The 25,414-nt window shown below is 62.9% G+C and carries 19 protein-coding genes and 5 pseudogenes; 11 read left to right on the top strand and 13 right to left on the bottom strand.

The window, feature by feature from the left end:
• Positions 1–66: 66 nt before the first annotated feature.
• The 5 genes from VXM69_RS33655 to VXM69_RS33635 form a co-directional block, all read right to left on the bottom strand.
• A complete protein-coding gene (locus VXM69_RS33655) occupies positions 67–534 on the bottom strand; it encodes a copper uptake system-associated protein (protein ID WP_175907882.1) in 468 nt (155 codons plus the stop codon).
• Between the two features lie 300 nt (positions 535–834).
• Entirely contained in the window at positions 835–2,949 is a 2,115-nt protein-coding gene (locus tag VXM69_RS33650) for a TonB-dependent receptor (RefSeq protein ID WP_175907880.1), read from the bottom strand.
• Positions 2,950–3,122: 173 nt separating this feature from the next.
• Positions 3,123–3,467: a DUF2946 family protein gene (locus tag VXM69_RS33645; protein WP_175907878.1), complete on the bottom strand. Its 345-nt coding sequence runs from the start codon at positions 3,465–3,467 to the stop codon at positions 3,123–3,125.
• Positions 3,468–3,543: 76 nt separating this feature from the next.
• On the bottom strand, positions 3,544–5,007 hold the full coding sequence (locus VXM69_RS33640; RefSeq protein ID WP_175907876.1) for a PepSY domain-containing protein: 1,464 nt from the start codon (positions 5,005–5,007) through the stop codon (positions 3,544–3,546).
• Positions 5,008–5,259: 252 nt separating this feature from the next.
• Complete coding sequence (locus VXM69_RS33635) at positions 5,260–5,742, bottom strand: hypothetical protein (protein WP_175907874.1); 483 nt, start codon at positions 5,740–5,742, stop codon at positions 5,260–5,262.
• Positions 5,743–6,052: 310 nt separating this feature from the next.
• Between VXM69_RS33635 and VXM69_RS33630 the strand changes: the two genes are divergently transcribed.
• Both VXM69_RS33630 and VXM69_RS33625 read left to right on the top strand, forming a co-directional pair.
• Complete coding sequence (locus VXM69_RS33630) at positions 6,053–7,588, top strand: ISNCY family transposase (protein WP_367190391.1); 1,536 nt, start codon at positions 6,053–6,055, stop codon at positions 7,586–7,588.
• Positions 7,524–8,225: pseudogene (locus VXM69_RS33625) on the top strand (transposase); the annotation flags it as partial. The gene VXM69_RS33630 and the pseudogene VXM69_RS33625, both read left to right, overlap by 65 nt.
• Before the next feature lie 40 nt (positions 8,226–8,265).
• Here VXM69_RS33625 and VXM69_RS33620 read toward each other — a convergent pair.
• Both VXM69_RS33620 and VXM69_RS33615 read right to left on the bottom strand, forming a co-directional pair.
• A pseudogene (locus VXM69_RS33620) lies at positions 8,266–9,090 on the bottom strand (IS256 family transposase); the annotation flags it as partial.
• Positions 9,091–9,135: 45 nt separating this feature from the next.
• Positions 9,136–10,179 (bottom strand): annotated as a pseudogene (locus VXM69_RS33615) (IS66 family transposase); the annotation flags it as partial.
• Between the two features lie 49 nt (positions 10,180–10,228).
• Between VXM69_RS33615 and VXM69_RS33610 the strand changes: the two are divergent.
• The 7 genes and pseudogenes from VXM69_RS33610 (at position 10,229) to VXM69_RS33580 (ending at position 14,990) form a co-directional block, all read left to right on the top strand.
• The gene (locus tag VXM69_RS33610; protein ID WP_367190390.1) at positions 10,229–10,771 is read left to right on the top strand and encodes a transposase; all 543 of its coding nucleotides are present in this window, start codon (positions 10,229–10,231) and stop codon (positions 10,769–10,771) included.
• A complete protein-coding gene (gene tnpB / locus VXM69_RS33605) occupies positions 10,747–11,097 on the top strand; it encodes an IS66 family insertion sequence element accessory protein TnpB (protein ID WP_121863073.1) in 351 nt (116 codons plus the stop codon). Before VXM69_RS33610 ends, tnpB begins: the two co-directional genes overlap by 25 nt.
• A gap of 31 nt (positions 11,098–11,128) precedes the next feature.
• Entirely contained in the window at positions 11,129–12,709 is a 1,581-nt protein-coding gene (locus VXM69_RS33600; RefSeq protein WP_367190389.1) for an IS66 family transposase, read from the top strand.
• Positions 12,681–13,124 carry a GNAT family N-acetyltransferase gene (locus tag VXM69_RS33595; RefSeq protein ID WP_175908223.1) on the top strand — a complete coding sequence of 148 codons (444 nt, stop codon included), beginning with the start codon at positions 12,681–12,683 and terminating at the stop codon, positions 13,122–13,124. Before VXM69_RS33600 ends, VXM69_RS33595 begins: the two co-directional genes overlap by 29 nt.
• A gap of 27 nt (positions 13,125–13,151) precedes the next feature.
• Positions 13,152–13,379, top strand: a pseudogene (locus tag VXM69_RS33590) (IS256 family transposase); the annotation flags it as partial.
• 527 nt (positions 13,380–13,906) lie between these two features.
• Positions 13,907–14,173 (top strand): hypothetical protein, encoded by a 267-nt coding sequence (locus VXM69_RS33585; RefSeq protein ID WP_175908225.1) that lies wholly within the window; start codon positions 13,907–13,909, stop codon positions 14,171–14,173.
• A 59-nt stretch (positions 14,174–14,232) separates the two neighbouring features.
• A protein-coding gene (locus VXM69_RS33580; protein ID WP_150123401.1) for an IS5 family transposase occupies positions 14,233–14,990 on the top strand; the annotation gives its coding sequence in 2 pieces (ribosomal slippage) (positions 14,233–14,554 and positions 14,554–14,990; 759 coding nt in all).
• A 147-nt stretch (positions 14,991–15,137) separates the two neighbouring features.
• On the opposite strand, the pseudogene VXM69_RS33575 reads toward VXM69_RS33580, so the two are convergent.
• The 6 genes and pseudogenes from VXM69_RS33575 to VXM69_RS33550 form a co-directional block, all read right to left on the bottom strand.
• A pseudogene (locus VXM69_RS33575) lies at positions 15,138–16,124 on the bottom strand (IS5 family transposase); the annotation flags it as partial.
• A gap of 87 nt (positions 16,125–16,211) precedes the next feature.
• Positions 16,212–16,907, bottom strand: a complete 696-nt coding sequence (locus VXM69_RS33570) for an SDR family NAD(P)-dependent oxidoreductase (RefSeq protein ID WP_175907684.1) — start codon at positions 16,905–16,907, stop codon at positions 16,212–16,214.
• A 297-nt stretch (positions 16,908–17,204) separates the two neighbouring features.
• Positions 17,205–17,840, bottom strand: coding sequence for a GTP cyclohydrolase I FolE (folE, locus tag VXM69_RS33565; protein WP_175907686.1), 636 nt, complete (start codon positions 17,838–17,840; stop codon positions 17,205–17,207).
• 111 nt (positions 17,841–17,951) lie between these two features.
• Positions 17,952–18,752, bottom strand: a complete 801-nt coding sequence (locus VXM69_RS33560; protein WP_175907688.1) for an enoyl-CoA hydratase/isomerase family protein — start codon at positions 18,750–18,752, stop codon at positions 17,952–17,954.
• Between the two features lie 30 nt (positions 18,753–18,782).
• Positions 18,783–20,990, bottom strand: coding sequence for an acyl-CoA dehydrogenase (locus tag VXM69_RS33555; protein WP_175907690.1), 2,208 nt, complete (start codon positions 20,988–20,990; stop codon positions 18,783–18,785).
• Between the two features lie 22 nt (positions 20,991–21,012).
• Positions 21,013–22,581 carry a long-chain-fatty-acid--CoA ligase gene (locus VXM69_RS33550; RefSeq protein ID WP_175907692.1) on the bottom strand — a complete coding sequence of 523 codons (1,569 nt, stop codon included), beginning with the start codon at positions 22,579–22,581 and terminating at the stop codon, positions 21,013–21,015.
• Positions 22,582–22,725: 144 nt separating this feature from the next.
• Here VXM69_RS33550 and VXM69_RS33545 point away from each other — a divergent pair, with 144 nt between their 5' ends.
• Both VXM69_RS33545 and VXM69_RS33540 read left to right on the top strand, forming a co-directional pair.
• Positions 22,726–23,937, top strand: a complete 1,212-nt coding sequence (locus VXM69_RS33545) for a MaoC/PaaZ C-terminal domain-containing protein (RefSeq protein WP_367190425.1) — start codon at positions 22,726–22,728, stop codon at positions 23,935–23,937.
• A gap of 695 nt (positions 23,938–24,632) precedes the next feature.
• Positions 24,633–25,409, top strand: coding sequence for a glucose 1-dehydrogenase (locus tag VXM69_RS33540; RefSeq protein WP_175907696.1), 777 nt, complete (start codon positions 24,633–24,635; stop codon positions 25,407–25,409).
• Positions 25,410–25,414 lie beyond the last annotated feature (5 nt).

Raw genomic sequence — 25,414 nt, 5'->3', positions numbered from 1 at the left:
GGTTCGGTTGATGGGAAGCGGGACGATTCCCGGCGTGCAGTGGCCACGGCACGCCGGGTCGTGACGTCAATGTGCGACGCCGCCCGATGCGGAAGGCACGTCCGCGGGCATGCGGAATCGGTCGAAACGCGCGACCGTGACCGGAAGCATCGGCTGCTCGGCATCCGCGAGACGGGACAGCAGCACGTGCACATCCGCTGGCGGCACGCCGGCATCCGTCAGCCACGCGGGATCCTTCAACGCAGCGCCGCCGCAGGTGACGATCGTCCAGTGGTCGTTCACAACGCGCAGCAGCGCACGGCCGGCCATGTCGCGCTGCGCCCAGTCGGCGATCGCGAACTTGCCGGCAAGGGCGACGGCCTCGGTCACGACATGTCTGTCGGCGCTGTCGTAGGTGCGGGAGAGCAGTTGCGCGATCTGCATGGCGGCCGAGGGTGGGGCGTCGGCAGCACATGCATTCGCGGTGGCAACTGCGAGCGCGATGCCGCATGCGATCCGCCCGGCGAGCGAGTGGATCGGAAAAAATCGCTTCATGATGGAAGTGGGCAATGTGTTGAATTGCGCCCCGCGCTGCGGCGCGGGGCGGTTAGGGGATCGAGTGCCATGCGACGGAGCCGCTCACTCCGTCGCTCGTGTGCACCACGCGGCATTTCGGGGCAGTGCGTCGAGTGCAGCGGGCCGCGTGATCCACGCAATCCAACCTGCCCACAACCCGACCACGACGAGGGTCGCGATGTTCAACGACCGCCGGTGCCGCACGATGCGTTCAAGCATGGAAAGGCGAGCATTCATACCAACCCCCATGGTTCGACGTGGTGGAATTCGCGTGCTTCATCAGAACGCGTACCGCATGCCGGCGAAGACGCTGCGCCCTTCGCCCGGATAGAAGATCGCGGTGTTCGCGGTGCGCGCGTCCGCGACCGTGCTGATGTCGCTCACATAGCGCTTGTTGGTCAGGTTGCGCGCGTCGACGAACAGCGACAGCCCGTTGCGGAAGTCGTAGCCGGCCTGCAGTCCGAGCAGCGTGTAGCTCGGCACGCGCAACGTGTTCGCATCGTCGGCCCACGCGCCCGACGGCACCCAGTCGAGCGTCGCCGCGATGTGGAAGCCGCTCGGCCGCGCGTAACCCAGCGTCGCGCGCAGCACGTTCAGCGGCACGCCGGCGATCCGGTTGTTGCCGTACTGCGGGTCGTTCTTGAAGCGGAAGTCGTTCAGGTTCCAGATGCCCGACAGCGTGACCTTGTCGCCCACGCCGCGCCCGGTGACGTTGCGCAGCAACTCGACCGACGCGCCGGCCTCGATCCCTTGCATCACCGTCTTGTTCGCATTGAAGGTCGACGCCGGCACATCCGGGTTCGTCGTGTACTGCAGCAGCTGGTCGCGCACGAGCGAGCGATAGGCGGTCACGTCCCAGCTCACACGCTCGCGCGCGCCGCGCGTGCCGAACTCGATCGTCCACGCGTGCTGGGCCGTGAGCGGCGTGAAGCGCGTCGTGTTCGAGAAGGTCTGCGTGAGGTCGGTGAAGTCGGGCACGTCCTGGCTGCGCGTGATGTCGACGTAGGCCTGGGTGTGCGCATCCGGCTGCCACAGCAGCCCGAGCTTCGGATTGACGCCGCTGTAGCTCGCGTTCGTCGACTTGTAGTTCGGATCGCGCGGCAGCCCGCCGTTGTCGATGTACTCGCGCACCGAATGCAGCACCTTCACGCCCGTCATCAGCGCGACGGTCGGCACGAAGAACAGCCGGTTCTCGACATACGCCTCGTAGTTGAACGCGGTCTGCGTCGAGTCGAGCGTCTGCGCGCCCTTGTTGCCGTTGACGTTCACGTACTGGTTCGCCTGCGTGCGGCCGCCGAAGAAGCGCGCGCCGACGATCAGGTCGTTGCGCATCCCGCCGAGCGTCAGGTGGCCCGTGTAGCGCGGCGCGAAGCCGTAGGTCCAGCCGTCCTGGTCGAGCGCCTGGAAGATCGGGTGGTAAAGGCTCTTGTGAATGGCCCACGTGTCGAACTGCAACTCGCCCGAATCGAGCTTTACCGTCGTGCGGTTCGCGATCCGCTCGGTGCGCGTGTTGCGCGCCTGGTCGCCCGATATCGCGTTCGGCGCGGCCTTCGTCGGATTGTTCAGTGCGTCGGACAGCGACAGCGTGCCCGGCAGCAACTGGTCGACGACGTACACGCCGACGTAGAAGCGCGTTTCGACGGCCGGGCTGAACCGGTAGCCGACGTTCGCGTTGAACTGCTCGTATTGCCCCTTCGAATGATCGCGATAGCCGTCCGCGTGATTGACGCTGAAGTTCGCGAGGAAGTCGAGCGGGCCCAGCACGCGCGAGATCTGCGCGCTGGTGCGCACCGTGCCGTAGCTGCCGCTTTCCACGCGCAGGATGTTCGGCGCGTCGGCGGTATGGGCGGTCGGCGTGATGAAGTCGATCGCGCCGCCGAGTGTCGACGCCCCGTACGCGAGGCCGTTGCCGCCCTTGTAGACCTGCACGGCCTGCAGCGCGAGCGGATCGATCTGGTAGTAGTCGCCGCTGCCGTCCGCGAGGTTGGTCGGGATGCCGTCCTGCAGGATCTCGAGGCCGCGCGTGTGGTACGAGCGGGCAATTCCCGAGCTGCGGATCGACAGCCGCAGCTCCTGGCCGTAGCGGTTCTCGACGAACACGCCGGGCACGTCCTTCAGAACGTCGCGCAGCGTGAAGGCGTAGGTGTTCCGGTAGCTGTCGGCATCGACGAAGCCCACGGAGCCGACCGTCTGTTCGAGCGTGCGTTTCAGGCTGCCGGTCGATTTCGAGGTCAGCGAGTCCGACGCGCGGGTCGCGTTGACGTTGATCGCAGGCAGCGTCGACGCGGCAGGTGCATCGGCCGGCGCGTCGGCGCCTTGCGCGCATGCGGCCGACGCGAAGAGAACGGAGATCGCGCCGGACAGCGCGGCGGCAATACGGGTCGAAGTAAACATGTCGTTGTATGTATGGTTATGGTGACGATGGTGAAACGGAAGCGATGCGCGCCATGCGCGGCGCCGGCCGCCGCGCGTGGTCACGCGCGCGGGCTCGGCATCGGGCACCGGCAGGGCGGGCAGGCGAAGCGGACGGCGCCGCGCGGTATGCGGCGCCGCGGTCGCGAGGTGCGTCAGGCGCGGGCGGAAGGCGGCCCGCGCGCGGCGAGCGCATAGCGCTTCGACGGGTGGCGGGCAGAGGGGATCAGTGGCGCGGGCAGCGCATGCCGCACGGCCGGGGAGGCGGAGAGCAACACCGCGTACTGCAGCGGTGGATGGCCGGCGAGCAGGCCGCAATAGCCGCAGCGGTCGAAATGCTTGTCAGACGGCGAATCGGATGGAGAAGCGGACGGCGCAGGCAATTCCGCGTGCGCCACAAGCGTGTTGCCGGTTGCAGAGCAGATCGGCGCGGCCGGCCAGCCGTCATCGGGTGCGGCTGCGCGCAGTTGCGAGATCAGCGGCGCGACGAGGGCGAGCACGAGCGCGAACAGCCCGAGCCACGCGGTGGCCCGGGCTTGTCGCGTCGGCGCGCCGCGTGCGCCGGCGCGCGATGATTCAGGCCGCTGCGCGTGCCGCACGGCCGAACAGCAGACGGTCGATCAACCAGACCGCGACGATCGTCAGCCCCATCAGCGGGAAGACGATGCCGAGCAGCACGAGCCCGGCGATCCAGCCGCGCATCGGCGGCGTGCCGCGTTCGCGCGACGGTGCGCCCAGCTTGCCGGCCGGCCGGCGCTTCCACCACATCACGGTGCCGGTGACGGCCATCGCGGCCAGCCCGAGCGACAGCACCGCGCAGATGATCTGGTTCGCGAGCCCGAAGTAGCGGCCCATGTGCAGCGCCGTGCCGTACGACACGGCGCGCGATACCGCGCCGTAGTCGTCGTAGCGGATGTCCTTCAGCACGGCCCCGCTGTACTGGTCGATGTAGATCGTCCGCTCGGCTTTCGGGTCGTCCGGGAAGTACGACGCGGTGAACACGCCGTCCGCGCCGGACGGCAGCGCGAGCGTATAGCCGCTCGTCACGCCGAGACCCGCGACGATCGCGATCGCGCGGGCCAGCGGCAGCGGTGCCGGCGTCGGCGCCGACGGCGAATGCGGGACGGGCACGTTGCCGACCGCCCACGGCGTTTGCGGCAACGGCAGGTCGTCCATCACCATCCCCGGCATCGACTCGCCGGATTCATGGTGGTGGCCGGGCGGCGCAGCGACCTCGGCAGGCGCGGGCGCCGCGGCGGCACCGGGGCGCGTCGAGCGCACCGATCCGCCACCCCGGGCGCCTTCCGACGCGCCGAGGTTCACGGTTGCGGCCAGCGCCTTGAAGTTCTTGCCCCACGAGCCCGACCACGGCAGCCCCGTCAGGATGAACGCCACGGTGCCGGCCGCGAGCCAGATGCCGGCCGTCGCGTGGAGGTTTTTCCATAGCGGCCGGCCGCGCAGCGACAGGTCGGGGCGCAGTGCCTGCCCGACGCGTGCCGCGCCGCGCGGCCACCACAGCGCGATGCCGGTGCCGATCATCACGAAGGTCCAGCATGCGGCGAGCTCCATCAGCAACTCGCCCGTCTTGCCGAGCAGCAGCTTGCGATGCAGCATCCGGTCGATCTGCATGAAGCGGTTCTCGACGCTCAGCGTGCCGAGCACGCTGCCGTCGTACGGGTTCACGTATGCGCTCTCGCGGCTGCCGTCGCGCAGCCGGAACACGTATTCGGCGCTGCGGTCCGGCGCGGTCGAGACCTGGACCGACAGCGGCGTCGCCCCGGCCGGCAGCGCGGTGCGCGCGCTCGCGAGCAGCGCGTCGGCATCGAGTCGCGGCGTGGCGCGCGGCTCGACGACCAGCCGGTGCGGATACAGCAGCGGTTCGATCTGCGGCTGGAAGCAATAGAGCGTTCCGGTGATCGCGAGGACCACCAGGAACGGCATGACGAACAGGCCGGCATAGAAGTGCCAGCGCCAGAGCGTCCGGTAGCCGGCATGGGCGGATTGGGCGGACGAGATCGCCCGCTCGACGGTGGTCGACATGGTGTCAGCTCCTCGTGTTCGTCGATCGGTCGGGCCGGCTCGCGGTCGGCCGCCGTCGACACGCGGCACACCCGCGTGCGCACGGCGGCGAAACGGACGACGACACGTCATGCACGGGCGGTCATGGCGCGCATGGCGACGTCGCCAAAACGGCGGGCGCTGTCGGGTGATCGCTTGAATCGGATGATGGGAAACGAACGGCGTGATGATCGGCGCCCGTTGCCGTACGCAGGCCATCAGGCAAATCGATCACTAGAACAGAGGAGGAGCGCGGCAGGGTGGGCGATCGTCGAATACCGACCGCACGACGCGAGGGATGTCGAATAGAATCCGGAACCGTTGAGGTGCCGCCGAGGGAACCAACAGAGCCAGCAGCGCGACCGACGCCAACGCCGTGAACAGCGCCGCACCGAACGCGCAGAGGCTGTCGTCGTCAGCGGACGACGCTGCTTTGCCGAGATGTGCATCACGCTTCAGCGCGCCGGCGAGCGCGAACGCATCGTTGGCCGGCATGATCGGCGCACCCGCCTCGATTCGGGCAGCGAGTGCTGCCACGTCTACGATAAGCGGGCCGCGCCCCGAACACAGCACCACCGAGCCCGCATCCGGACCGTCCGGATCGAGCATTACGGCGCCTGACATCAGCGCGCGGGACAGCAGCGTTACAAGGAGAAACCCCCACAGAAGCTGTCGCGCGACGCCTTGCCGGAGCAGGAAGCGGCGAAGTGCGTTCATGGCGCGCGATTGTACATGGGTTTACTGGCAGGGAAAGACTGCCGCGCCAATGGGCGGTATCAGTCGTTACTCGATTGGATCAGACGGCAATGAGGTCACGGGGGCATACGGTGCTCGTCCGTTTGTAACGCCTCTAAGGACATGCCGACACATGACTCGGATTACCATAAAACTTGACATAAGTATATCTAGCGAACTTTTTGTTTGTAGTGGCTAAGTTGTAATGTCCGCTTCTAGCCAAGTTCAAATGTCCGCTTTTCGACCCATCGTAAGCTGATCGGCCGCTGGGAATCCAGCGCCGGAGGCTTTGATGGCTGGAACGGAACGGATCACGATGACGATGCGCGAGCTGGACAGATTCAAGGTCATTCAGGACGTCGCGGACGGCAAGCTTCAGCCGTGGCGCGCGGCCGAGCGACTCGGGCTGACAACGCGGCAGATTCGGCGACTGGTCGGCCGATTGCGTGAGCACGGGCCGCAAGGTCTCGTGTCTCAACGACGCGCGAAGCCCAGCAACAATCGATTGGACAGCACGACGGCTGACCGGGTGCAGTCGATCATCCGTGATCGCTACGCCGATTTTGGCCCGACGCTGGCCTGCGAGAAGCTCTGGGAATGTCACGGCATTCGGCTGGCCAAGGAGACGGTCCGGAAGCTGATGTCCGACGCTGGCCTGTGGGTGCCGCGCCGGCAGCGGCCACCGAAGGTTTATCAACCGCGGGCGCGACGCGCGTGCCTGGGGGAACTGATCCAGATCGATGGCAGTGACCATCGATGGTTCGAGGATCGGGCGCCGGCCTGCACGCTGCTGGTGTACGTCGACGACGCGACGAGCCGGTTGATGATGCTGCACTTCACGCAGACCGAATCGACCTTCAGCTACTTCGAGGCGACGCGCGCGTACATTGAGTGCCACGGCAAGCCGGGGGCGTTCTATAGCGACAAGTACAGCGTGTTCCGCAACGTAACGCCAGGTAAGACTGGTAATCGGGTGACGCACTTCGGCCGCGCGATGTATGAGCTGAACATCGACACGTTTTACGCGAACAGCAGTCCGGCCAAGGGGCGAGTCGAGCGAGCACATCTGACGTTGCAGGATCGCTTGGTCAAGGAGATGCGATTGCGCGGGATCAACACGGTGGCTGACGCCAATGCGTATGCGCCCTCCTTCATGGCCGCGTACAACGCACGTTTTGCGAAGCCGCCGAAGAGCGATTTCAATGTGCACCGACCGTTGCGCGCCGATGAGAATCTTGACTTGGTGCTGACGTGGCGCGAGCCGCGAAAAGTGACGAGGTCGCTCACGGTGCAGTACGACCGGGTAATGTACTTGCTGGAGGACACGCCGGAGAATCGAAAGTTGATCGACCGGCAGATCGAGGTGTGGGAGTACCCGGATGGGCGGATCGAACTCCGAACAGAGGGTCGCGTGTTGCCGTGCAGGCAGTACGACCGGCTGGCCGAAATCGATCAAGGTGCCATCGTCGAACACAAGCGTCTGAGTCACGTGCTGCAGATCGCGCAAGCGCTTCAGGCGCAGCGCGATAACAGCCGAATCGGTAAGGCACCGTCTCGAACGCATCGAGGCGACTCGACCAAGACGAATCGCAACACCACTCAGCCGAACAAAAAGAAGCAGCGTGAGTTCACGCAGGCCGATGTCGAGAAAGTGATCGTGGATCTCGCCGAACGCAGACAGGTCCAACAGCCTGCGAGTTATTGTCGAATCTGGTGTACGGGACGGGAAGGAGGCGGGAGAAGGCGGTGGCGATTGAAGGAGAATGTTGCTTTCCAAGGTAACAACCCGACAATCGGAACCCACCACCATGGCGAAACGTACGCATGAAGCGAACAGCAGTCAAGCAACAGAAGCAGACATCAAGGGCACGCCCGGCCTGGACGATTTGATCCAGCAAGGGGCGCGGCGGATCATCCAGCAGGCGATCGAGGCGGAGTTGGCGACGTTGCTTGAGCAGTATTCGAACGTGAGAACGATCGACGGCAGACAGGCGGTCGTGCGCAATGGCTACCTGCCGGAGCGCCAGATCGTCACGGCCGTCGGTCCGGTGCCGGTCCAGGTGCCGAAGGTCCGCGATCGCTCGGGCTCGAGTGTGAAGTTCAATTCGACAATCGTGCCGCCCTACGTGCGCAAGTCGCCACGCATATCGTCGTCACTGCCGTGGCTGTACCTGCGCGGGGTCTCGACGGGCGACATGAGCGAGGCGCTGTCCGAGTTGCTCGGCGAGCAGGCCAAGGGCCTGTCGGCGAACACCGTGAGCCGACTGAAGGCCGCGTGGTCGGACGAGTACGAGCAGTGGAACAAGCGCGACCTGGCAGCGTCGCGCTGGGTCTACTGGTGGGCCGACGGCATTCATACGCAAGCCCGCACCGAGGATGCCGACGGACAGTGCTTGCTGGTGATCATCGGCGTGAAACCGACTGGCGAGAAGGAACGCGTCGCGCTCAGTGACGGCTATCGAGAATGGGGGTGTCAGGATTTCCGTGTTCAAGGCGGGTTGAGATTCACACGGATGGTCGAACGAATCGATCCTCGTAAAGGATGGCGAACTGGTTCATAGCCGCCTTCCAGTCATGAGCAGCACGCTCCCAATCGGCAGTGATGTTGCGCAGTGCCAGCCAGATGAGCTTGGTGGCAGCCTCATCGGTCGGGAAGTGTCCTCGAGTCTTGATGATCTTGCGCAGCTGCGAGTTGATGTTCTCGATGGCGTTCGTAGTGTATATAACCTTGCGAACCGCCGGCGGAAACGCGAAGAACGGAATCACACGATCCCAGGCGTTGCGCCATGCCGCACTGACTGTCGGGAATTTCTGGCCCCATGGCCCTGCGGCAAAGGCGTCGAGTTCTGCCTGAGCCGCCTCCGCACTCGGTGCGCAGTAGATTGGGCGAATCACTGCGGCTAATCCTCGACGGTCTTTCCAGCTGGCGTAATCGAGGCTGTTGCGGATCAGGTGAACGATGCAGGTCTGCAGCGTGGTCGCCGGAAACACGGCAGCCAGCGCCTCGGGCATGCCTTTGAGGCCGTCGGTCACGGCGATTAGGATGTCGTGAACGCCACGTGTCTTGAGATCGTTGAACACCTTCATCCAGAACTTGGCGCCTTCGGTGCCTTCGATCCACAAGCCCAGAATATCGCGCGTGCCGTCGGGCAGAACGCCCAGCGCAAGGTAGATCGCCTTGTTGCGCACCACGGCGTCTTCGCGAATCTTGACCCGCAGCGCGTCAAAGAACACCACCGGATACATCGGCTCGAGCGGCCGCGCTTGCCAGGCGGTCACTTCGGCCATGAGTAAGCGTAGCGTGAGGGCCGTCCAAAATTTTCTGGACAGGCGGCGCAGAGCGCGGCAGGCTATGCCTGCCGTGGGCAGACCGGATCAGTTCGCAGTGCCGGGGACTGGGAGCAGCAGCTTGGCGACGTTCCAGGGCAGCAATTCGTCGACACGATTGATCTGGTAATCGGCGATGTGCGTGAGCACGTATTCGAGGTAGGTGCGCGGGTTGATGCCGTTGAGTTTGCATGACCCGAGCAAACTGTACATCGCGGCCGCCCGCGCTCCGCCGCTGTCGGAACCGGCGAACAGAAAGTTCTTCCTGCCGAGCGATACGCAGCGTAACGCGTTTTCAGCCAGCACGTTGCTGATCTCGATTCGACCGTCATCGCAGAACAGTATGAGTGCCTCCCAACGATTTAGCGAGTAGTTGATCGCAGCAGCCAGCGGTGCCTTCGGCCAGAGCGTCTCAAGTTTCTCCCTCAAGCGTACTTCGAGAGACGAGAGCAGTGGTTTGCTTTTTTCTTGCCGAACACGTAGACGCTCATCGGGTGGCTTGCCTCGGATCTCGGCTTCGATGCCGTAGAGCTCGCCGATCATGTCAAGGACTTGAGTTGTAAATTCTGACGGGCCGGATTCGTGGACCTCGAACAGATAGCGTCTCGCGTGGTCCCAACATGCTGCCTGGCGGATCTTCCTGCTCTCATACAGTTCGTTGAACCCAGCGTAACCGTCCGCCTGCAGGACACCTTCGAATCCGGCGAGATGAGTCTGAGGGTGGATTCCTTGGCGGTCCGGCGAGTAGGCAAACCAGACGGCCGCGGGTTGTGTCGAACCGGAACGTCGATCATCACGCACGTAGACCCATAAGCGGCCCGTCACGGTTTTCCCTTTGCCGGGCTCAAGCACGGGGATCGGCGTGTCATCCGCATGAAGTTTCTCCGGCGCCATCGTATAGCGCCGTAGTGCCTCGATCAGCGGTCGGCAGAGCTCTTCGCATTGACCGATCCAGCGAGCCATGTTGGCGCGATCCAGACGCACACCGTCGCGGGCCGCAATCGCAGTTTGCCGATACAACGGAACGTGATCCCCATACTTCGAAACGAGGATGTCGGCAAGCAGGCTGGGATGAGCGATGCTGCGTTCAATCGTAAGCAGTCAATAAACGACGCCCTACCAATGGTAGGCAGAAGGTCAGATGCTAAGTGTCCGCGTGGACACATGCACTCAGACCGTGATGACAGAGAAACAGGACCTTCGAAGCAGACTGGTGGTTGGCCGCAGACGGGATGGCCGGCGGGAATTTGATGAAGATGCCGTGCGGGAGCTGGTCGAGGTTTGTCTGAAGCCGAGGGTATCGATCGCCCGGGCGGCCATGGACCATGACGTCAATCCGAATCAGTTGCGCCGTTGGATCTCGCGCCATCAGCAGCATACGCTGCAAACCCCAACGAGGCCGGACCCGCTGGTGATCGACGGCGTATCGATCGACATTCCGGGCACTGCCCGTCGGGTTCCGATGAGTGAAGCGCGGGCATTCGTTCCTGTCGTCACGACTGCGTCGACCGTGCCTGCCGTTTCCCCAGTACTGCCACCAGCCCCGTCGTTGATGGCGCTCTCGTTACATGTGCGCTTGTCCAATGGTGTCGAATTTGATCTCGGCGAGGCGAGTGTCGATGAGCTGGCCACGGTGATCCAGATGCTCGGGAGGCTGCCGTGTTCCGGTTCGACGAAGAGCTGAAGGTTTATCTGCATCGCGATCCAGTCGACTTCCGCATGGGCATCAACGGGTTGTCGATTCTGGTCGAACAGGCGATGCGCCTGAATCTGATGACCTCGGCGCTGTTCGTGTTCGGCAACCGACGACGCGATCGCATCAAGATTCTCGGCTGGGGCGGCAACGGCTTCTGGTTGCTGCTCAAGCGACTCGAAGCCGACCGCTTCGTCTGGCCGAACGGAGGCGACACGATCACGCTCAGCGCTGAGCAGTTGCACTGGCTGCTCGACGGAATCGACCTGGCCGTGATCCAGAAGCATCCCCAGCGATATTACGCGCGGATGAGCTGAACACGACGAGGGCGACATGGTCTAACCGGCCATGCCGAACAATCCCGTCATGTTGAGCGCCGAGGAGTACGAGGCGCTGATTGCCGCGAGCGCCGAACGCGATGCGCTGCGCGGTGAGCTTCGACTCGTGACGGCTCAGCGCGATCTGGCCGAGGAGAAACTGCGGGCCTACAAGCACGAACTGTTCGGCGCATCGAGCGAAGCGCGCCATGCTGACCAGCTCGGTCTGTTCAACGAAGCCGAGGCGCTGGCGACGACTACCGACGCGCCCGCGCGCGAGGATATGCCCGGCACATCGGTCGCCGCTCACACGCGCGGCAAGCGTGGGCGCAAACCACTCGATCCGAACCTGCCGCGCGAGGTCGTGCGACACGAGTTGCCCGAGTCCGAACGGTTCTGCGCGCATGATGGCCATGCTCTCGTCGAGATCGGCGTGGAAACGAGCGAACAGCTCGACGTGATTCCCGAGCAAGTGTGCGTCGTTCAGCACCAGCGGGTCAAGTATGCCTGCCCGTGCTGCGACCTCGGCATCAAGGTCACGCCCGCACCGCCGCGTATCATCCCTCGCGGGCTGCTCACGGAATCCGCGCTGGCGTGGATCATCACCGGCAAGTACCAGTATGGCATGCCGCTGTATCGTCAGGCCACGCTGCTGCGTCGCTTCGGCGGAGACATCTCGTCGAATACGCTGGCCACCAGCGTGGTGCGGGTGGGACTGGCCACGCAGCCGGTAATCAACCTGATGCGCGACGCGCTGCTCGAGTCGGACCTGATCTACGGCGACGAGACAACGTTCCAGGTGCTGAAGGAACCGGGACGAAGGCCGCAAGCAAAGAGTTACCTGTGGGCGCAGATCAACGGCTCGGGGCCGCCTGTGCGGATGTTCTCTTACTCGCCGGGACGCGGTGCCCAACATGCGCGGAAGCTCTATGCTGGCGTGCAGCCCAGCACCGTGTTGATGACGGACGGGTATGAGCTCTACAACGGCATCGCCCACGATCACCAGCTCGTGCATCTCGGATGCTGGGCACACGTGCGCCGCGGCTTCATCAAGGCCGAGGAGTCGGTGCCGAAGGCGGCACGCTCGCCGGACCTGCTGGCGACGCGCTTCGTCGTGCTGATCGGTAAGCTGTTCGCAGCCGAGGCGCGCAGTGCGAAGTGGGCGCCCGAACCCCGGCAGCGACTGCGTGTCCGATACAGTGCCCGCGTGCTCTCCATCATCGAGCGCATGCTGATCGAGCATCTACCGGGCATCCTGCCGTCGAGTCTGCTCGGCAAGGCATTGCAGTACATGAGCGGACAGTGGCCCAAGCTGGTCCGCTACGTCGAGAACGGCAACTGGCCGATCTCGAACAACCTGTGCGAGAACGCGATCCGGCCGTTCGTCGTCGGCCGCAAGGGCTGGCTGTTCTCCGATACGGTTGCCGGCGCGCAGGCCAGCGCCAACCTGTACTCCCTCGTCGAGACGTGCAAGGCGAATGGCATCGATCCGTATCGGTATCTCGTCTCGCTGTTTAGGGCATTACCGAAGGCAACAACTCTCAGCGACTACGAAGATCTTTTACCTTGGAGCAGTGTACGTGATGAAGTCATCGGACATTCTCATCCGTGAATCGCGATCAGCGGATCACGCAACAATCGCGCTCTTGCTGCAGCAACTCGGCTACCAGACAACTCCAGCGCTAGTCCTCGAGAAGATTGAAGCGATGCGTCCGAGCCCGGTGGACAAAATCATTGTGGCATCCGTGCGAGAACAAGTCATCGGTAGTATCAGCCTCCACGCACTACCTCTCTTCCACGCGGCGGGCAATCTCGGGCGCATAACTAGCATGGTCGTCGACGAGCGATATCGGGGAAACGGAGTTGGTAGCGCACTGATTGACGCTGCAGAACACTGGTTTAGGCAGGTCGGATGTGTAAAGTTGGAGGTGACGAGCGGCGACCATCGACCGGCTGCTCATCACTTCTACGAGCGACATGGTTTCTCGAGGGACGGCCAGCGACTCTCCAAGAAGCTCCATTCATAGAGGGGCGTCATTACCTGATCGCTTACGATCGAATCGACGTTCGCGACGGTGCGTCATCGCACGGGCCGCACACGCAACTGTCTGTCACGCGCAACCTTCCTCGGGATGGCGTTCAAGCTCATCGAAGCCGCTGAACAGTCTTGGCGGAAGATCCGCGGCGTCGACAAGATCGAACCGCTCCTGAAGGGCATTCCCTTCAAAGACGGAACCCCGGTGATCGAGAGCACACCGGCTCCTCAACCGCTGGCCGCCTGATCATGCTGACCCGACCGTGTACACCAGAATTGACGATTGCTCACAGCCTGCGCGCAAACCTGGCCGCCGGTCTGCAAGGGGCAGTGACGCAAGCGTAAGCACCCTGCCCGTTCAGGATCCGCTCTTCGACACTGCGTGATCTGTAACCCAAGAGAAACAAACATCAAGCCCGTAAGCCCGGACATTTCAACTTAGCCGAGAGGCGGACATTTGAGAATGGCTTTGACATGTTTGTGTAGGCGAAAAGTTGAGCGGTCGGACCCGATTCGCAGTAACGGACGGCACCATGGGTTGGTGTTGTTTCTGATCTGTATGCTAAATGCACCACCAACGTCGATGCGGCCCCTCGCTCATTTGACACGTTTTCCGCTGAAGACACTGCACAACGTGACGGCGATCGGGCGTTGGCCTCCATCGCGGCAAGCGACGGGAACTGAGGGTTTCCGGCGGTTGCACGCGCCTTGAGTTTTCACATCCACATGCAATACTCCTGTCACCCTCCAATGCGAAACCACTCTCCACGCGCCATGACAGACTCCGCCACTCGTCTGACATACCCCATCGTCTGCGACGATCTGAGTCTGTCGTTCTCCGCCTATGGCACCGGTTGGGGGTATGTTGCGATCAAGCTCCCGGTCGACATCATTCGAGACAAGCTCGGTGCAAACACGGCAACTCCCGAGCAGTTGCTCACCGCATTTGAAAGCAATCGCGAGAAGATCACGATCGTGGTCAATCGACATGCATTGCCGAGCGACGGCCGGCGCATCCAGCTCGATAAATCAGACTTCTAGGGTCTGTTTACATTCGATGAAATGTGTTTACATCTTGTTTTTTGCACGATCAAGGCAAGATGGTCCGAACATTACTGAGCGACGAGGTATGGGCACGAATCGAGTATGTCCTGCCAGGCAAGGAAGGCGACCCGGGGCGAACGGCAGCCGACAATCGGTGGTTTGTCGAGGCCGTTCTCTGGATCGGCCGCACGGGTTGTCCGTGGCGCGACTTGCCGAAGGAATTCGGCCGATGGCATACGGTGTACATGCGCTTCTCCCGGTGGCGTCGCAAAGGCGTGTGGGAACGCGTGGCACATGCGGTATCCGACGAGACGGAAATCAAACGCGTGCTGATCGACTCGACCATCGTGCGAGCACACCAGCATTCGGCAGGCGCCCGAAAAAAAGCGGCCCGCAAGCGCTCGGCCGCTCACGAGGAGGATTGACGACCAAGTTGCATCTGGCCGTTGATGAAGCCGGGCGGCCGCTGCGAATGATTGTCACGCAAGGACAGGTCTCGGACATTTCGTGTGCGCACGAATTGGTCGAGCATCTGCGCACGGGCGCCGTGATTGCTGACAAAGGTTACGACTCGGACGCCTTCGTGAACACCATCCGCGCTACGCGCGCGAAGGCCGTTATCCCGCCGCGTTCGAATCGAAAGACCAAACGTCGGTACAGCCGCGTGCTGTATCGAACTCGGAACATCGTCGAACGCTTCTTCAATCGCATCAAACATTTTCGTCGTGTCTCCACTCGTTACGACAAGCTCGCCGGTAACTATCTCGCCTTCGCGGTGCTTGCTTGCGCCTTTGGACCGCTGGTGAGAATGTGAACAGGACCTAGGGAAACACTGATTAATAGGCGATTGCGCGAGGTGGTCGGCAACGTGGGCGGAGAATGGCCGGATACCAATGCGAAGCGCCGCCCATTCGGAGAAGTTTGACCCGAGCAAGCGTCGTATTTCTCGCATTTCTCTCACGCATGACGGACTTCTCCCATGAATCGACCGCAGCCGGTTTTGCGCAATCACCAAGTTCGCCAAGGCGAACAGGCTGAACAGTTGCGCCGTGTTCTTCGCCAGTCTCTTGTAGCGCACCTTGCGATGGCGAAACAGGTTCTTGACAACATGGAACGGATGCTCGACCCGCGCGCGGATTTGCGCCTTGGTTCGCTCAAGCGCGATCATCAGATCCTTCAGCGCACCATCGTGCATCGTCTTGATCTTTCCTCGCTTGGCCGCCACGCGCCACTTCACCGACCGGCCCTTCATTTCATTTCGCTGGTCTACGCCGATATAGCCCGCGTCGCCGAACGCCTCTTGCTCATGACCATGCAACAGCGCGTGCGCTTGCGAAACATCCGACACGTTGGCGGGCGTGCCGACTACGCTGTGAACCAGCCCCGAATCGGCGTCGACGCCGATGTGCGCCTTCATGCCGAAGTGCCACTCGTTGCCTTTCTTCGTTTGATGCATGTCCGGATCGCGACGCCTCTCGGCATTCTTGGTCGACGGCGGTGCTTCGATGATCGTCGCATCGACAAGCGTGCCTTCCTTCATCATCAGCCCGCGTTCGCACAGCGATATACCAATCTCGTCGAACAGCTTGCGCGTCAGGTCATGTTCGAGAAGCAGGCGCCGGAACTTCAGCAGCGTGGTCGCATCCGGCGCGTTCTCGACGGCCAGATCAATCCCCGCAAACGCCCGCATCGCGATGCTGTCGTACAGCGCATCCTCCAGTCCTTCGTCCGACAGGCTGTACCATTGCTGCAGGAAGTAGATTCGAAGCATCCGCTCCAGACCGATCGGCGGGCGGCCGCGAGTTCCTTTCGGGTAGTACGGCTCGATTGCCGTCAGCAATCGCGACCACGGCACCAGCTTTTCCATCTCGTCCAGGAAACGCTGACGCCGGGTCACGCGCTTCTTACCCGCGCTTTCCGCTTCCGCAAAGCTCATTTGCCGTTTCATCGTCGTGGGCTCGTTCCGTGAACTATCTTCTACAACGTCCTCGGCTGCGTCAGCGATGACCACCGAGCCGGATTAATCAGTGTTTCCCTAGTTGCGCCCGATGACCGGAATCAACGCGCCGGTGACGCCCGATGCTGCGTCGGAAGCGAGAAAGAAAATAACGTTGGCTACTTCCTCGGGCCGCACCCAACGCGAAAAATCTGCGCCAGGCATGTCGTTGCGATTCTGCGGCGTATCGACAATACCGGGCAGGACTGCATTGACCGTAATCGACCGATCCTTGAGTTCCTCGGCTAGCGCCTCGGTCAAGCGCATCACCCCCGATTTAGATGCCGTGTACGCCCCCATCCCAATGCCGCCCCTCAGTGCAGAGCCAGCGCCGATGTTGATGATGCGGCCGCCGCGTGTGCCACCGGCTAGATAGTCGAGTGCCGCTTTCGATGCCGCGGCCGCCGTGCGTACGTTCATCTGGTACATCAGGTCCCACGTGTCGAGGCTGCCGTCGGACAGCGTCTCCCAGCGAAAACCACCGGCCACATTGACGATCACATCGAGTGCGCCGAGTTGCTCGACCGCCGCCGACATCGCGGTTCGCGCCGCGTCGAGATCCGTCAGCTCGACACCGCCGCGCCACCACGCCACGTTCAGTTGTGCCGCATTTGTTTCATCTGGAGCCGGTGCCTTGTCGAGCAGCGCCACCTTCCAGCCGTTGTTAGAGAATAATCGGCCCACGGCGCGTCCCAATGTACCGAAGCCACCGGTTACCATCACTATCCGTTGCATATTCGTTCTCTCCGTCGCCGTACCCGGCGCAATCAAATCAACGCCCTTAAAACCCGCTCGCGCTTTTCGCGTAGCGCGTTCACCGCTTCCCGATGGTCTTCCGTCAGGTTTGACCGCCTTCCTGCGCTATCCACGCATCGAGAATCAATGCGCGAGTTACTTGAGTCCGATATTGGCCGACGTCCTCATCCATTGAATCGCCCGCACGGTGCCATTTGCCAGTAGCTTCGCTATCGCGTCGACAACGGCATCCAGTTCGTCAGCCGGCACAGCATGGTTTGTTCACAATGGATAGGTTCAGCTGTTCGGCAACGGCATGATCGTACTGTTGCCCACGATCGACAGAAATTCGCGGCGAGTGGTGGGATCGTCACGAAACGCACCTAGCATTCGGCTGGTCACCAGCGACGCGCCAGGCTTATGTACGCCCCGTGTGCTCATGCACTGATGTGCGGCTTCCAGAATGACGGCGACGCCCTTTGGCCGCAGCACGGTGTTTAACGCATCGGCGATCTGAACGGTCATCTTCTCCTGAATCTGCAGGCGCTTTGCATAGACATCGACAAGGCGAGCAAGTTTGGAGATGCCAACCACATGGTGATCGGGCAGGTAGGCGACATGTGCGCGGCCAATGATCGGCACCATATGGTGCTCACAATAACTTTCGAAGCGAATGTCCTTCAGCACGACCATTTCATCGTAGCCGTCCACTTCGGAAAACGTCGTAGCGAGAATCTGAATCGGGTCGGATTCGTATCCCGCGAAGAATTCGCGATACGCGCGCGCGACGCGCGCCGGTGTTTGAACAAGGCCTTCTCTTTCAGGATCGTCACCCGCCCATCGAATGAGCGTTCGAACTGCCTCTTTCGCCTGATCCAAAGTGGGGCGAGCCGACGCGTGTGCAGGCCCGATCTCGGTGTCTCGTTTGTTCATAAACTATCCTAATCGTCTGGGAATCGTGCAATCCGTCGCGTCACACATGCGTGGTAACGCCCTCGGCATCTCCGAAGTGGGTTCGTCATGGTGAGGCGCTATCCGGCGTCTTCAGATCTTTGCACCTGTGAGCCTGGCGCGCATGGCGGCGATCTGCTCCTTGTGTTCGCCACCAACGAACAGCATGCTGTTGGCGAGGCGCTCGACATTGCGTGCCTGCTGGCGGTCCAGATCGGTGGCCAGTTCGATGGCCAGTTTGGTCAGCGCGAGGGCTTCGCGAGGCAGGGACGCCAGCTTGTTGCAGAAGTCCATGACGCCCGCGTCAAACGCATCGTCTTCGAACACCTCGTGGACGAGACCAATGGCGAGGGCGCGCTCCGCGTCGATGGGCTTGGCCGCCATTGCGAGCCAGCGCGCCCAATGGGGACCGACGATACGGGTGAGCCGGCTGACGCCGCCGGACCCGGGCAGGGTCGCGATGGTCTCGATCTCGGGCAACGAGTAGCGTGCGTTGCGCGCGGCCAACCGGAAGTCGCAGGACAGCGACATCTCCAGTGCACCACCTAGGCAAGGCGCGTGGTGTGCGATGACGACGGGTTTCTCCAGCGCTTCGATCTCGTCGAACATCGTGTGGAAACTGCCGCGTCCGTTACGGTACCAGGTGCGTGCGGCGCTGCTGCTGCCCTTGGGGTCGGGCATGGCGATGTCGGTGAAGTCCGCGCCTGCGCTGAAGTACTTGCCGTTGGCGCGGATCAGCAGCACACGCAGCGCCGGATCGGCGGCGAAGCTGCGCACCGCATCGAACAGGGTATCGCCCATGGCGAGCGTGATGGCGTTGTACTTTTCGGGCCGGTTCAGAGTGAGTTGCAGCACGGGGCCGACGGCGTCGATCAACAGATGGGATGAGGTCATGGTTGTCTCTCTTTTGGGGGCGCCTACCGGTCAGCTCCGCGTGCGCGGCATGCCCAATGCGGCTTCTGCGATGAGGCTGCGCTGCACTTCGCTGGTGCCGCCGTAGATGGTGGCCTGGATGGCCTTGCGGCCTTCGAGTTCCAGACGGCCCAGATCGGTGGGGCCCTGCAACAGCGAGGTCGGCGCGGTCAGTGCCATCAGGTCGGTCGAGACGCTCACCAGGGCCTCGCTGGCGAACAGCTTGGCCATGGGCCCGTGATGCTTGCCGACGGCATGTTCGGCGAAGGCCCAGACGCAGCGGCGTGACAGCGTATCGGCTACTTCGCGCACTACATGCGCCTTGGCTAGGCCACGGCGCACCTCCTCCCGGTCGATGGCGCCGCTGGCGCGCGCCCAACGTTCGGTGTACTTGATCATCGCGCTCAGTTCAGCAACGAAGAAGTCACCGGCGCTCTGTTCCATCGTCAGTGCCGCGCTCATGACCTTCACCCCGCCGTTGATCTCGCCCAGCCGGTAGCGGTCAGGGATGCGTAAGCCTTCGTAGTAGGTGATGTTGGTACGCTCGTTGCCCAGCGTTTTGACCTCTTGCACGGCGTAGCCGGGCACGTTGGCCGGCACGAGAAAGAGGGTAAGGCCGGCGTACTTGGCGGCGTCGGGGTTGGTGCGGGCCAGCAGCAGCACATAGTCGGCGATGTGGCCCTGGCTGGTGAACATCTTCTGGCCGTCGATGACCCATTCGTCACCGTCCTTAACCGCACGGGTCTTGGCGGCAAAGATGTCCGAGCCGCACGAAGGTTCGGTGTAGCCAAGCGCACAGGTGGTAGTGCCCGCCAGCAACGGCGGCAGCAGCTCCTGCTTGACGGCATCAGTGCCAAAGGCCATTACCATCTTGCCGACCATGTCGGACACCCGGATGACAGAGGTGGGCCAATGGGCTTCAGCAAACGCGCTGTAGAGCGCAGCGGTTTCGTATGGCGAGCGGGCCGCCCCACCATGAGCCTTTGGCCAGTCGGGGTACAGCAGGCCCGCTTGTCCGAGTGCTCGGTGGATTGCGGGGTCGTGGCCGTCCACCGAATGGAAGGCGAAGTCCTCGCGCCCCTTCAGGTTCGCGGTGAAGAATGCCTCGGCTTGTGCAGCGTAGTCTGCCGCTGCAGCGCCGTAGTCGAACTCGATGCCGGTGTCTCCTGCATTGGCGATTGGCGGCGGCGGGGCGTCGGGCGCATACCAGAGACGCTCGGCTAGCCGTGCGAGTTCGTGCTCCGGGTTGCCGGGCAGCAGGGCCAGGCTGCGCACGCGCCGGAAGTACAGCTGCGCGTCGTATTCCAGCGTCATGCCGTAGCCGCCAAAAGTGCGCATCGCCCGCACCGTTGCGCGCCCGCCGCTCTCGGTTGCCCACCACCAGGCTTTGCTCACAGCTGCTGCGGCTTGTGGTGAACCTTTGCCCGCCAGCGAGGCGGCACGCCATACCAGTAGCCGAGCCCCTTCCACGTCGGTGACCGAGTCGGCCAGAGGATGCGCCAGACCTTGGTAGCCGCCGATTGGGCGGTCGAAGGCGGTACGTTCGCGCGAGTAGGCCGCGGCATCTTCCAGCGCCTTGTGTGCCGCTGCGGCGATTTGTGCAGCAGACAGCAGCTTCCATTCGTCCACTGCTGCAGCGTAGGCAGTTCGCGCGGCTTGCCCCTGGGCCAGCTCGACTGCAACTGACAGGTCGGCAGGCAGCGTCCACTCATTCAGTGGCAGCGCACCTAGGTTGGCCGTACGGGCCGCAGGCGCAGATTGCGGCACCAGCAGCAGACGATCGTCGTGCAGACACAGCACCGCCTGAGCCACGGAGGCGGCCGGCACCAACTGGCCTTTGGACGGCGTGACCGGCGCCAGTGCCAGGGTGATGATGGCACTACCGTCACCTACCTTGGCTAACCAGGAGCGAGCTTCATCCCCGCCGGCGACAGCCAGCAGATGCGCTGCCACGGTGCTTTCCACGACGGGCGCACTGGCCAGCGACCGCCCCGCTTCTTCGGCCATCAGGACAGCGTCCATCAGACCGAGGCCGCCGCCATCGAGGGCCTCGGGCACGCGCATCAGCGGGATGCCCATCTCAACGCACTGTTCCCACAGCGTCGCGTCGAAGCCGGTGGCCTCGGCGGCCCGCACGTGGGTAGAGGTGGATTCATTGCTGAAAAGCCGGGAGAACGCCTCTTGCAGCAGACGTTGGTCTTCATTCAGGTGCAGGTTCATGGGGAATGTCTTTTCGCCAGGGTCAGGCAATCGTGCGGGCGTGGAGGCGCCGCACCTCGCGCTTGTCGATCTTGCCGCTGGGCAGTTTGGGCAACGCCTCGACGAAGACGTAGCGGCGCGGGCGCTTGTAGCCCGCCATGCGCTCGCGGCAATGCGCGGTGAGCAGCTCTTCGTCCGCCGTGGTACCCGGTTGACGCGCGATCACGGCGCACACTGCCTCGCCCCATTTTGGGTCGGGTTCGCCGATCACCGCTACCTCGCACACGGCCGGGTGTTCATACAAGGCCTCTTCAACTTCACGCGAGTAGATGTTCTCGCCGCCGGAGACAATGACATCCTTCATCCGGTCCACCAAGTAGATGAAGCCGTCATCATCGAAGCGACCAACATCTCCGGTGTGCAGCCAACCGTCGCGCAGCGTCTCCAGCGTGGCGGCCGAGTTGTTCCAGTAGCCCTGCATGTTCATCGGGCCGCGGATGACGATCTCGCCGGCGTCGCCGTGAGCGCAGTCGCGCCCCTGGGCGTCAACGATGCGCACCTCCGTGCCGCGCATCGGCACACCGATGGACTTGATGCGCTCCAGCGTTCGCTGGCGCTGGCGTTCGTCGCGATCCAGCAGGTGATGTGAGGCCGGCAGCACGGTGCCGGCACCTTCGGTCTGCCCATACATTTGCGTGAAGATCGGACCTAGCAGGTCCAGCCCCCGACGCAGCAACGCCACCGGCATCGCCGCGGCCGAGTACACCAGCATGCGCAGGCTGGACAGGTCATGCTCGAGCACGTCGGGATGGTCCAGCAACATCTGAATCATCGTGGGCGCCATATGTGTGACGGTGATGCGCTCGCGTTCGATGGTTTCCAGGATGGTCTTGGCATCGAAGCTGCGATGCAGCACCACGGTGCCGCCTTGCCAATGGGCGCCGAGCTGGATCATCTTTGCGCCGACGTGAAACATCGGCATCGTCAGCAGCGTGCGATCGCTAGGTCCCGATTGCATGATGCCGCTGAGGGTCTCGGCGAAGCTCGTCATGGCCGACTGGCCCAGCATGCAGCCCTTTGGCCGGCCGGTGGTGCCGCTTGTGTACACCAGGTAAGCCAGGTCGGTGACGCACGGTGGTACTGGTTCGTAGGCGGCATCGCCGTCGTTCACGTAGCTTTCATAGCTGCGCGTCCACGTGGCTTCACCGCCGATGCAGATGTACTGTTCGGTGCCGGGCAATTGCGATCGCAGTTGCTCCACGGCAGGCAGGTACTGTGCCTCGAACACCAGATGGCGGGGTGCACTGTCCTTCAGTATGAAGGCCAGCTCCGGCACGGCGAGACGGAAGTTCAACGTCGCCAGCACCACGCCCGACAGTTCTGCCGCGGCGTACAGCTCGAAATACTCGATCTCGTTCATCGCCAGCACGGACACACGGTCCATCGGGCGCAGGCCTGCGGCGGCCCAGGTGGCACACAGGCGGCGGGCACGTGCGTAGAGCTCGGCGTGTGTGAGGCTTCGGCCTTTGCATTCGACTGCCACCGTGTCACCGTGGTACTGAGCGTTGGCGCGCAGCGTTTCAGCCAGCGTACCGGGGGCGAACTGGTTCATCGACGGTTTCCCTCCCGGCACTCTGCATCGCCCAAGTCTCCCGCATGCAAGTTTATGGAATACATTACGTGTTATCCTAATGATACGGTATCGCAACTTTAACGCCGAACTAGCAAGATGCAAAGCGCAATTTCGAACACCGCCATGAACCTGGATCCCGAACGTCTCCTGAACCTGAAAATCCCCGATTCGACGCACTCATACACCGCCATCGACGTGATGCGCTTCGCGCTCAGCCTCGGCTTGGGTGCAGACCCGCTAGACGAACAGGAACTGCGCTTCGTCTACGAGCGGGATTTGCGCGTGTTGCCAGCGATCGGTGTCGTGCTGGCGCACCCTGGCTTTTGGCCCCGCACCATGGATACGGGTCTTGACTGGGTCCAGATCGTGCAGGCAGATCAAACTCTGGTAGTGCATCATCCGTTGCCCATTGAGGCGGTTGTCAATGGGCGTACGCGTGTGGTCGACGTGATCGACAAGGGGCCGGGGCGCGGGGCACTGGTCGTGTGCGAGCGACTGATTTCCGATGCGGCCACGGGTTTACCCCTGTGCACATCCCGGTACACGATGTTCTGCCGCGGCGACGGGGGCTTTGGGGGACCGCCCCGCACGTTGCCGTCGCCCCACCCGATTCCGGACCGCACTCCCGACGTGGTGTGCGATTTGCCCACATTGCCCCAGACGGCATTGATGTATCGCCTCAACGGCGACATGAACCCTCTGCACGCAGACCCGCAGATAGCGCGGAAGGCCGGATTTGATCGCCCGGTGCTGCATGGTTTGGCCACTTTCGGCATCGCCTGCCATGCCTTGCTGCGTGGCGTGTGCGACTACGACCCGACACGGCTGAAGGCGATGGCTGGGCGCTTCACGGCGCCAGTCTTTCCCGGCGAGACGCTGCGCACCCGGATGTGGCGCGAATCCGGGAACTGCTGTTTCACGGTCGAAGTGCTGGAACGCAACCTCAGTCGCCATCAACAACGGAAACGCACGCTTGGCGTAACGTGCTTTGGACGGACGGGCGCTCCGTCTGGACACGCCTCTGAAAATCCGGGTGTGCTGCGAAGCGCTGACGCTGCGCCGCAGCGCCCGTCGTTTCCAACTCCCCTGCACGCTGCTGCCGCGCATGGTCTACGAAGCCGATATAACGGCGACGCACCGAGGTTGACTACCGGAATACCAAGCAGGACCTGGGGTGGACCAGTACGACGGGTGCGGCTGATGCAATTTTCGCCGTCACGTTTCACCAAGAACTCGGACATCGGTAGACCACCTTTTTTGCATCCTGTTTATTGCAATGTCGCACACTCCTGCGACGGTGCGGCCATAGTCTCGAGTCACTGGATCGCAGTGTGAGCTACGAACCGTGATAGCTGAACCAACTTGCTGATCAGGCAACCGAAAAATTGGCAGTGCAGCACGTTCTGAAATTCTTGGCCTTTCTCGAAATCTCAACTCGGGCGTAACGGCTTGTGCTTTCACGATCGGTCAACAAGTCACTGGAGGCGGAGGCCATGCAGTCGGCGACGATGCCGTCCCGCGATGGCTCGAGAATGCATGCTGCAGGCGGGCCGCCACGGAGAGGGGATGCGGTCCTTGCCTGAAGCGCAATGAATCGGCACCGGCTCGGCCCAGCTTCCGGAAAACGCTCAGGATGGCCGCAACCCGTTTCACAGTGATCTCAGACGGCAACAGGGCCGGGGCGCCGAGCCGGTGCGGTGTCGATCGCACGACGGTGTGGTCTAGCACCACCTTTCCACCGTCGACCAGCACATCTTTTCGACTTTGACAGCTGCGGCTGCTCGGCAGAGTCTGGTTGCGCGGGGCTGACGCGAAGCTCTTGGTCGAACTCATCTAAGTGTTTTCTCTAATGAAACGGTATAGGAACTTTACGGCTGGCATGGCAAGATTGAGTGGACGACTTCAGGACGTCACCGGCCGTCGGCAACGACGAGCCACGATGCTTCGCGAGAAGCCCTGTTGTATCTGGAGAATAAGATGAAGACTCCGATCGCCATCCAGCACTGTGTTACCACTTCGCGGGGTCATCAATGACTGGCCGCAGGTTGGAGCGCAAGGTTGCCATCGTCACTGGCGCGGCACGCGGCCTTGGATCGAGCATCGCCGAGGACATCGTTGCGGAAGGGGGGCAGGTGCTGCTGTGCGACCTCCTTGAAGAGCAAGGTCGAGAAGTGGCGGAGCGCCTGGGGTCTGCCGCTCGCTTCATGAAGATGGATGTCACCAAAGCAGTTCAATGGGCGGCGGCAATGCAACACGCCGAAGCCGCTTTCGGTCCGGTGCAAGTGCTGGTGAACAACGCGGCATTGATCGAGCTGAAGGGCTTTGACGAGATCACCGAGGAAGACTTCCGCGCGGTGTCCGAAGTCAACGAGCTGGGTTGTTTCCTTGGCATGAAGGCGGTGGTGCCCTCGATGCGTCGCGCTGGCGGCGGCTCGATCGTGAACATTTCGTCGGTCGCCGGGTTGCACTCGGCGGGCGGGCTGGCCTACACCGCATCAAAGTTTGCGATCCGCGGCATGAGCAAGGCTGCGGCCTATTACCTCGGGCCGGACAAGATCCGCGTCAACTCCGTGCACCCAGGTTGGATGCGCACGCCGCAGACCGAGGTGGCCCCGCTCGGCTGGGTCTCGACGTTGTTGCCGCTGCGGCAGATCGCAGAGCCCTCGCAGGTTGCGAAGGTGGTGTCGTTCCTGGCCTCAGACGATGCCGCGATGATTACCGGCAGCGAATACCTCGTCGACGGTGGGGCCATGTTGATGGGCACTTTGGACATCGTTGCCCGCATGGGCGAGCACATGGGTGAGTGATCCGC

It is taken from the genome of Burkholderia sp. Ed8 (assembly GCF_040761425.1).
Taxonomy (GTDB): Bacteria; Pseudomonadota; Gammaproteobacteria; order Burkholderiales; family Burkholderiaceae; genus Burkholderia; species Burkholderia seminalis.
The sequence above is the reverse complement of the archived record's forward strand: the minus strand, read 5'-3'. Positions and strand labels throughout refer to the sequence as shown.

Excerpts from the sequence above, each read along its gene's own strand:
- VXM69_RS33595 (WP_175908223.1), top strand. The coding sequence starts at position 12,681 with ATGAAGTCATCGGACATTCTCATCCGTGAATCGCGATCAGCGGATCAC.
- folE (WP_175907686.1), bottom strand. The coding sequence starts at position 17,840 with ATGAACAAACGAGACACCGAGATCGGGCCTGCACACGCGTCGGCTCGC.
- VXM69_RS33545 (WP_367190425.1), top strand. The coding sequence starts at position 22,726 with ATGAACCTGGATCCCGAACGTCTCCTGAACCTGAAAATCCCCGATTCG.
- VXM69_RS33585 (WP_175908225.1), top strand. The coding sequence starts at position 13,907 with ATGACAGACTCCGCCACTCGTCTGACATACCCCATCGTCTGCGACGAT.
- VXM69_RS33650 (WP_175907880.1), bottom strand. The coding sequence starts at position 2,949 with ATGTTTACTTCGACCCGTATTGCCGCCGCGCTGTCCGGCGCGATCTCC.
- VXM69_RS33550 (WP_175907692.1), bottom strand. The coding sequence starts at position 22,581 with ATGAACCAGTTCGCCCCCGGTACGCTGGCTGAAACGCTGCGCGCCAAC.
- VXM69_RS33610 (WP_367190390.1), top strand. The coding sequence starts at position 10,229 with ATGCTAAGTGTCCGCGTGGACACATGCACTCAGACCGTGATGACAGAG.
- VXM69_RS33540 (WP_175907696.1), top strand. The coding sequence starts at position 24,633 with ATGACTGGCCGCAGGTTGGAGCGCAAGGTTGCCATCGTCACTGGCGCG.
- VXM69_RS33640 (WP_175907876.1), bottom strand. The coding sequence starts at position 5,007 with ATGTCGACCACCGTCGAGCGGGCGATCTCGTCCGCCCAATCCGCCCAT.
- VXM69_RS33635 (WP_175907874.1), bottom strand. The coding sequence starts at position 5,742 with ATGAACGCACTTCGCCGCTTCCTGCTCCGGCAAGGCGTCGCGCGACAG.
- VXM69_RS33655 (WP_175907882.1), bottom strand. The coding sequence starts at position 534 with ATGAAGCGATTTTTTCCGATCCACTCGCTCGCCGGGCGGATCGCATGC.
- VXM69_RS33600 (WP_367190389.1), top strand. The coding sequence starts at position 11,129 with ATGCCGAACAATCCCGTCATGTTGAGCGCCGAGGAGTACGAGGCGCTG.
- VXM69_RS33555 (WP_175907690.1), bottom strand. The coding sequence starts at position 20,990 with ATGAACCTGCACCTGAATGAAGACCAACGTCTGCTGCAAGAGGCGTTC.
- VXM69_RS33630 (WP_367190391.1), top strand. The coding sequence starts at position 6,053 with ATGGCTGGAACGGAACGGATCACGATGACGATGCGCGAGCTGGACAGA.
- VXM69_RS33560 (WP_175907688.1), bottom strand. The coding sequence starts at position 18,752 with ATGACCTCATCCCATCTGTTGATCGACGCCGTCGGCCCCGTGCTGCAA.
- VXM69_RS33570 (WP_175907684.1), bottom strand. The coding sequence starts at position 16,907 with ATGCAACGGATAGTGATGGTAACCGGTGGCTTCGGTACATTGGGACGC.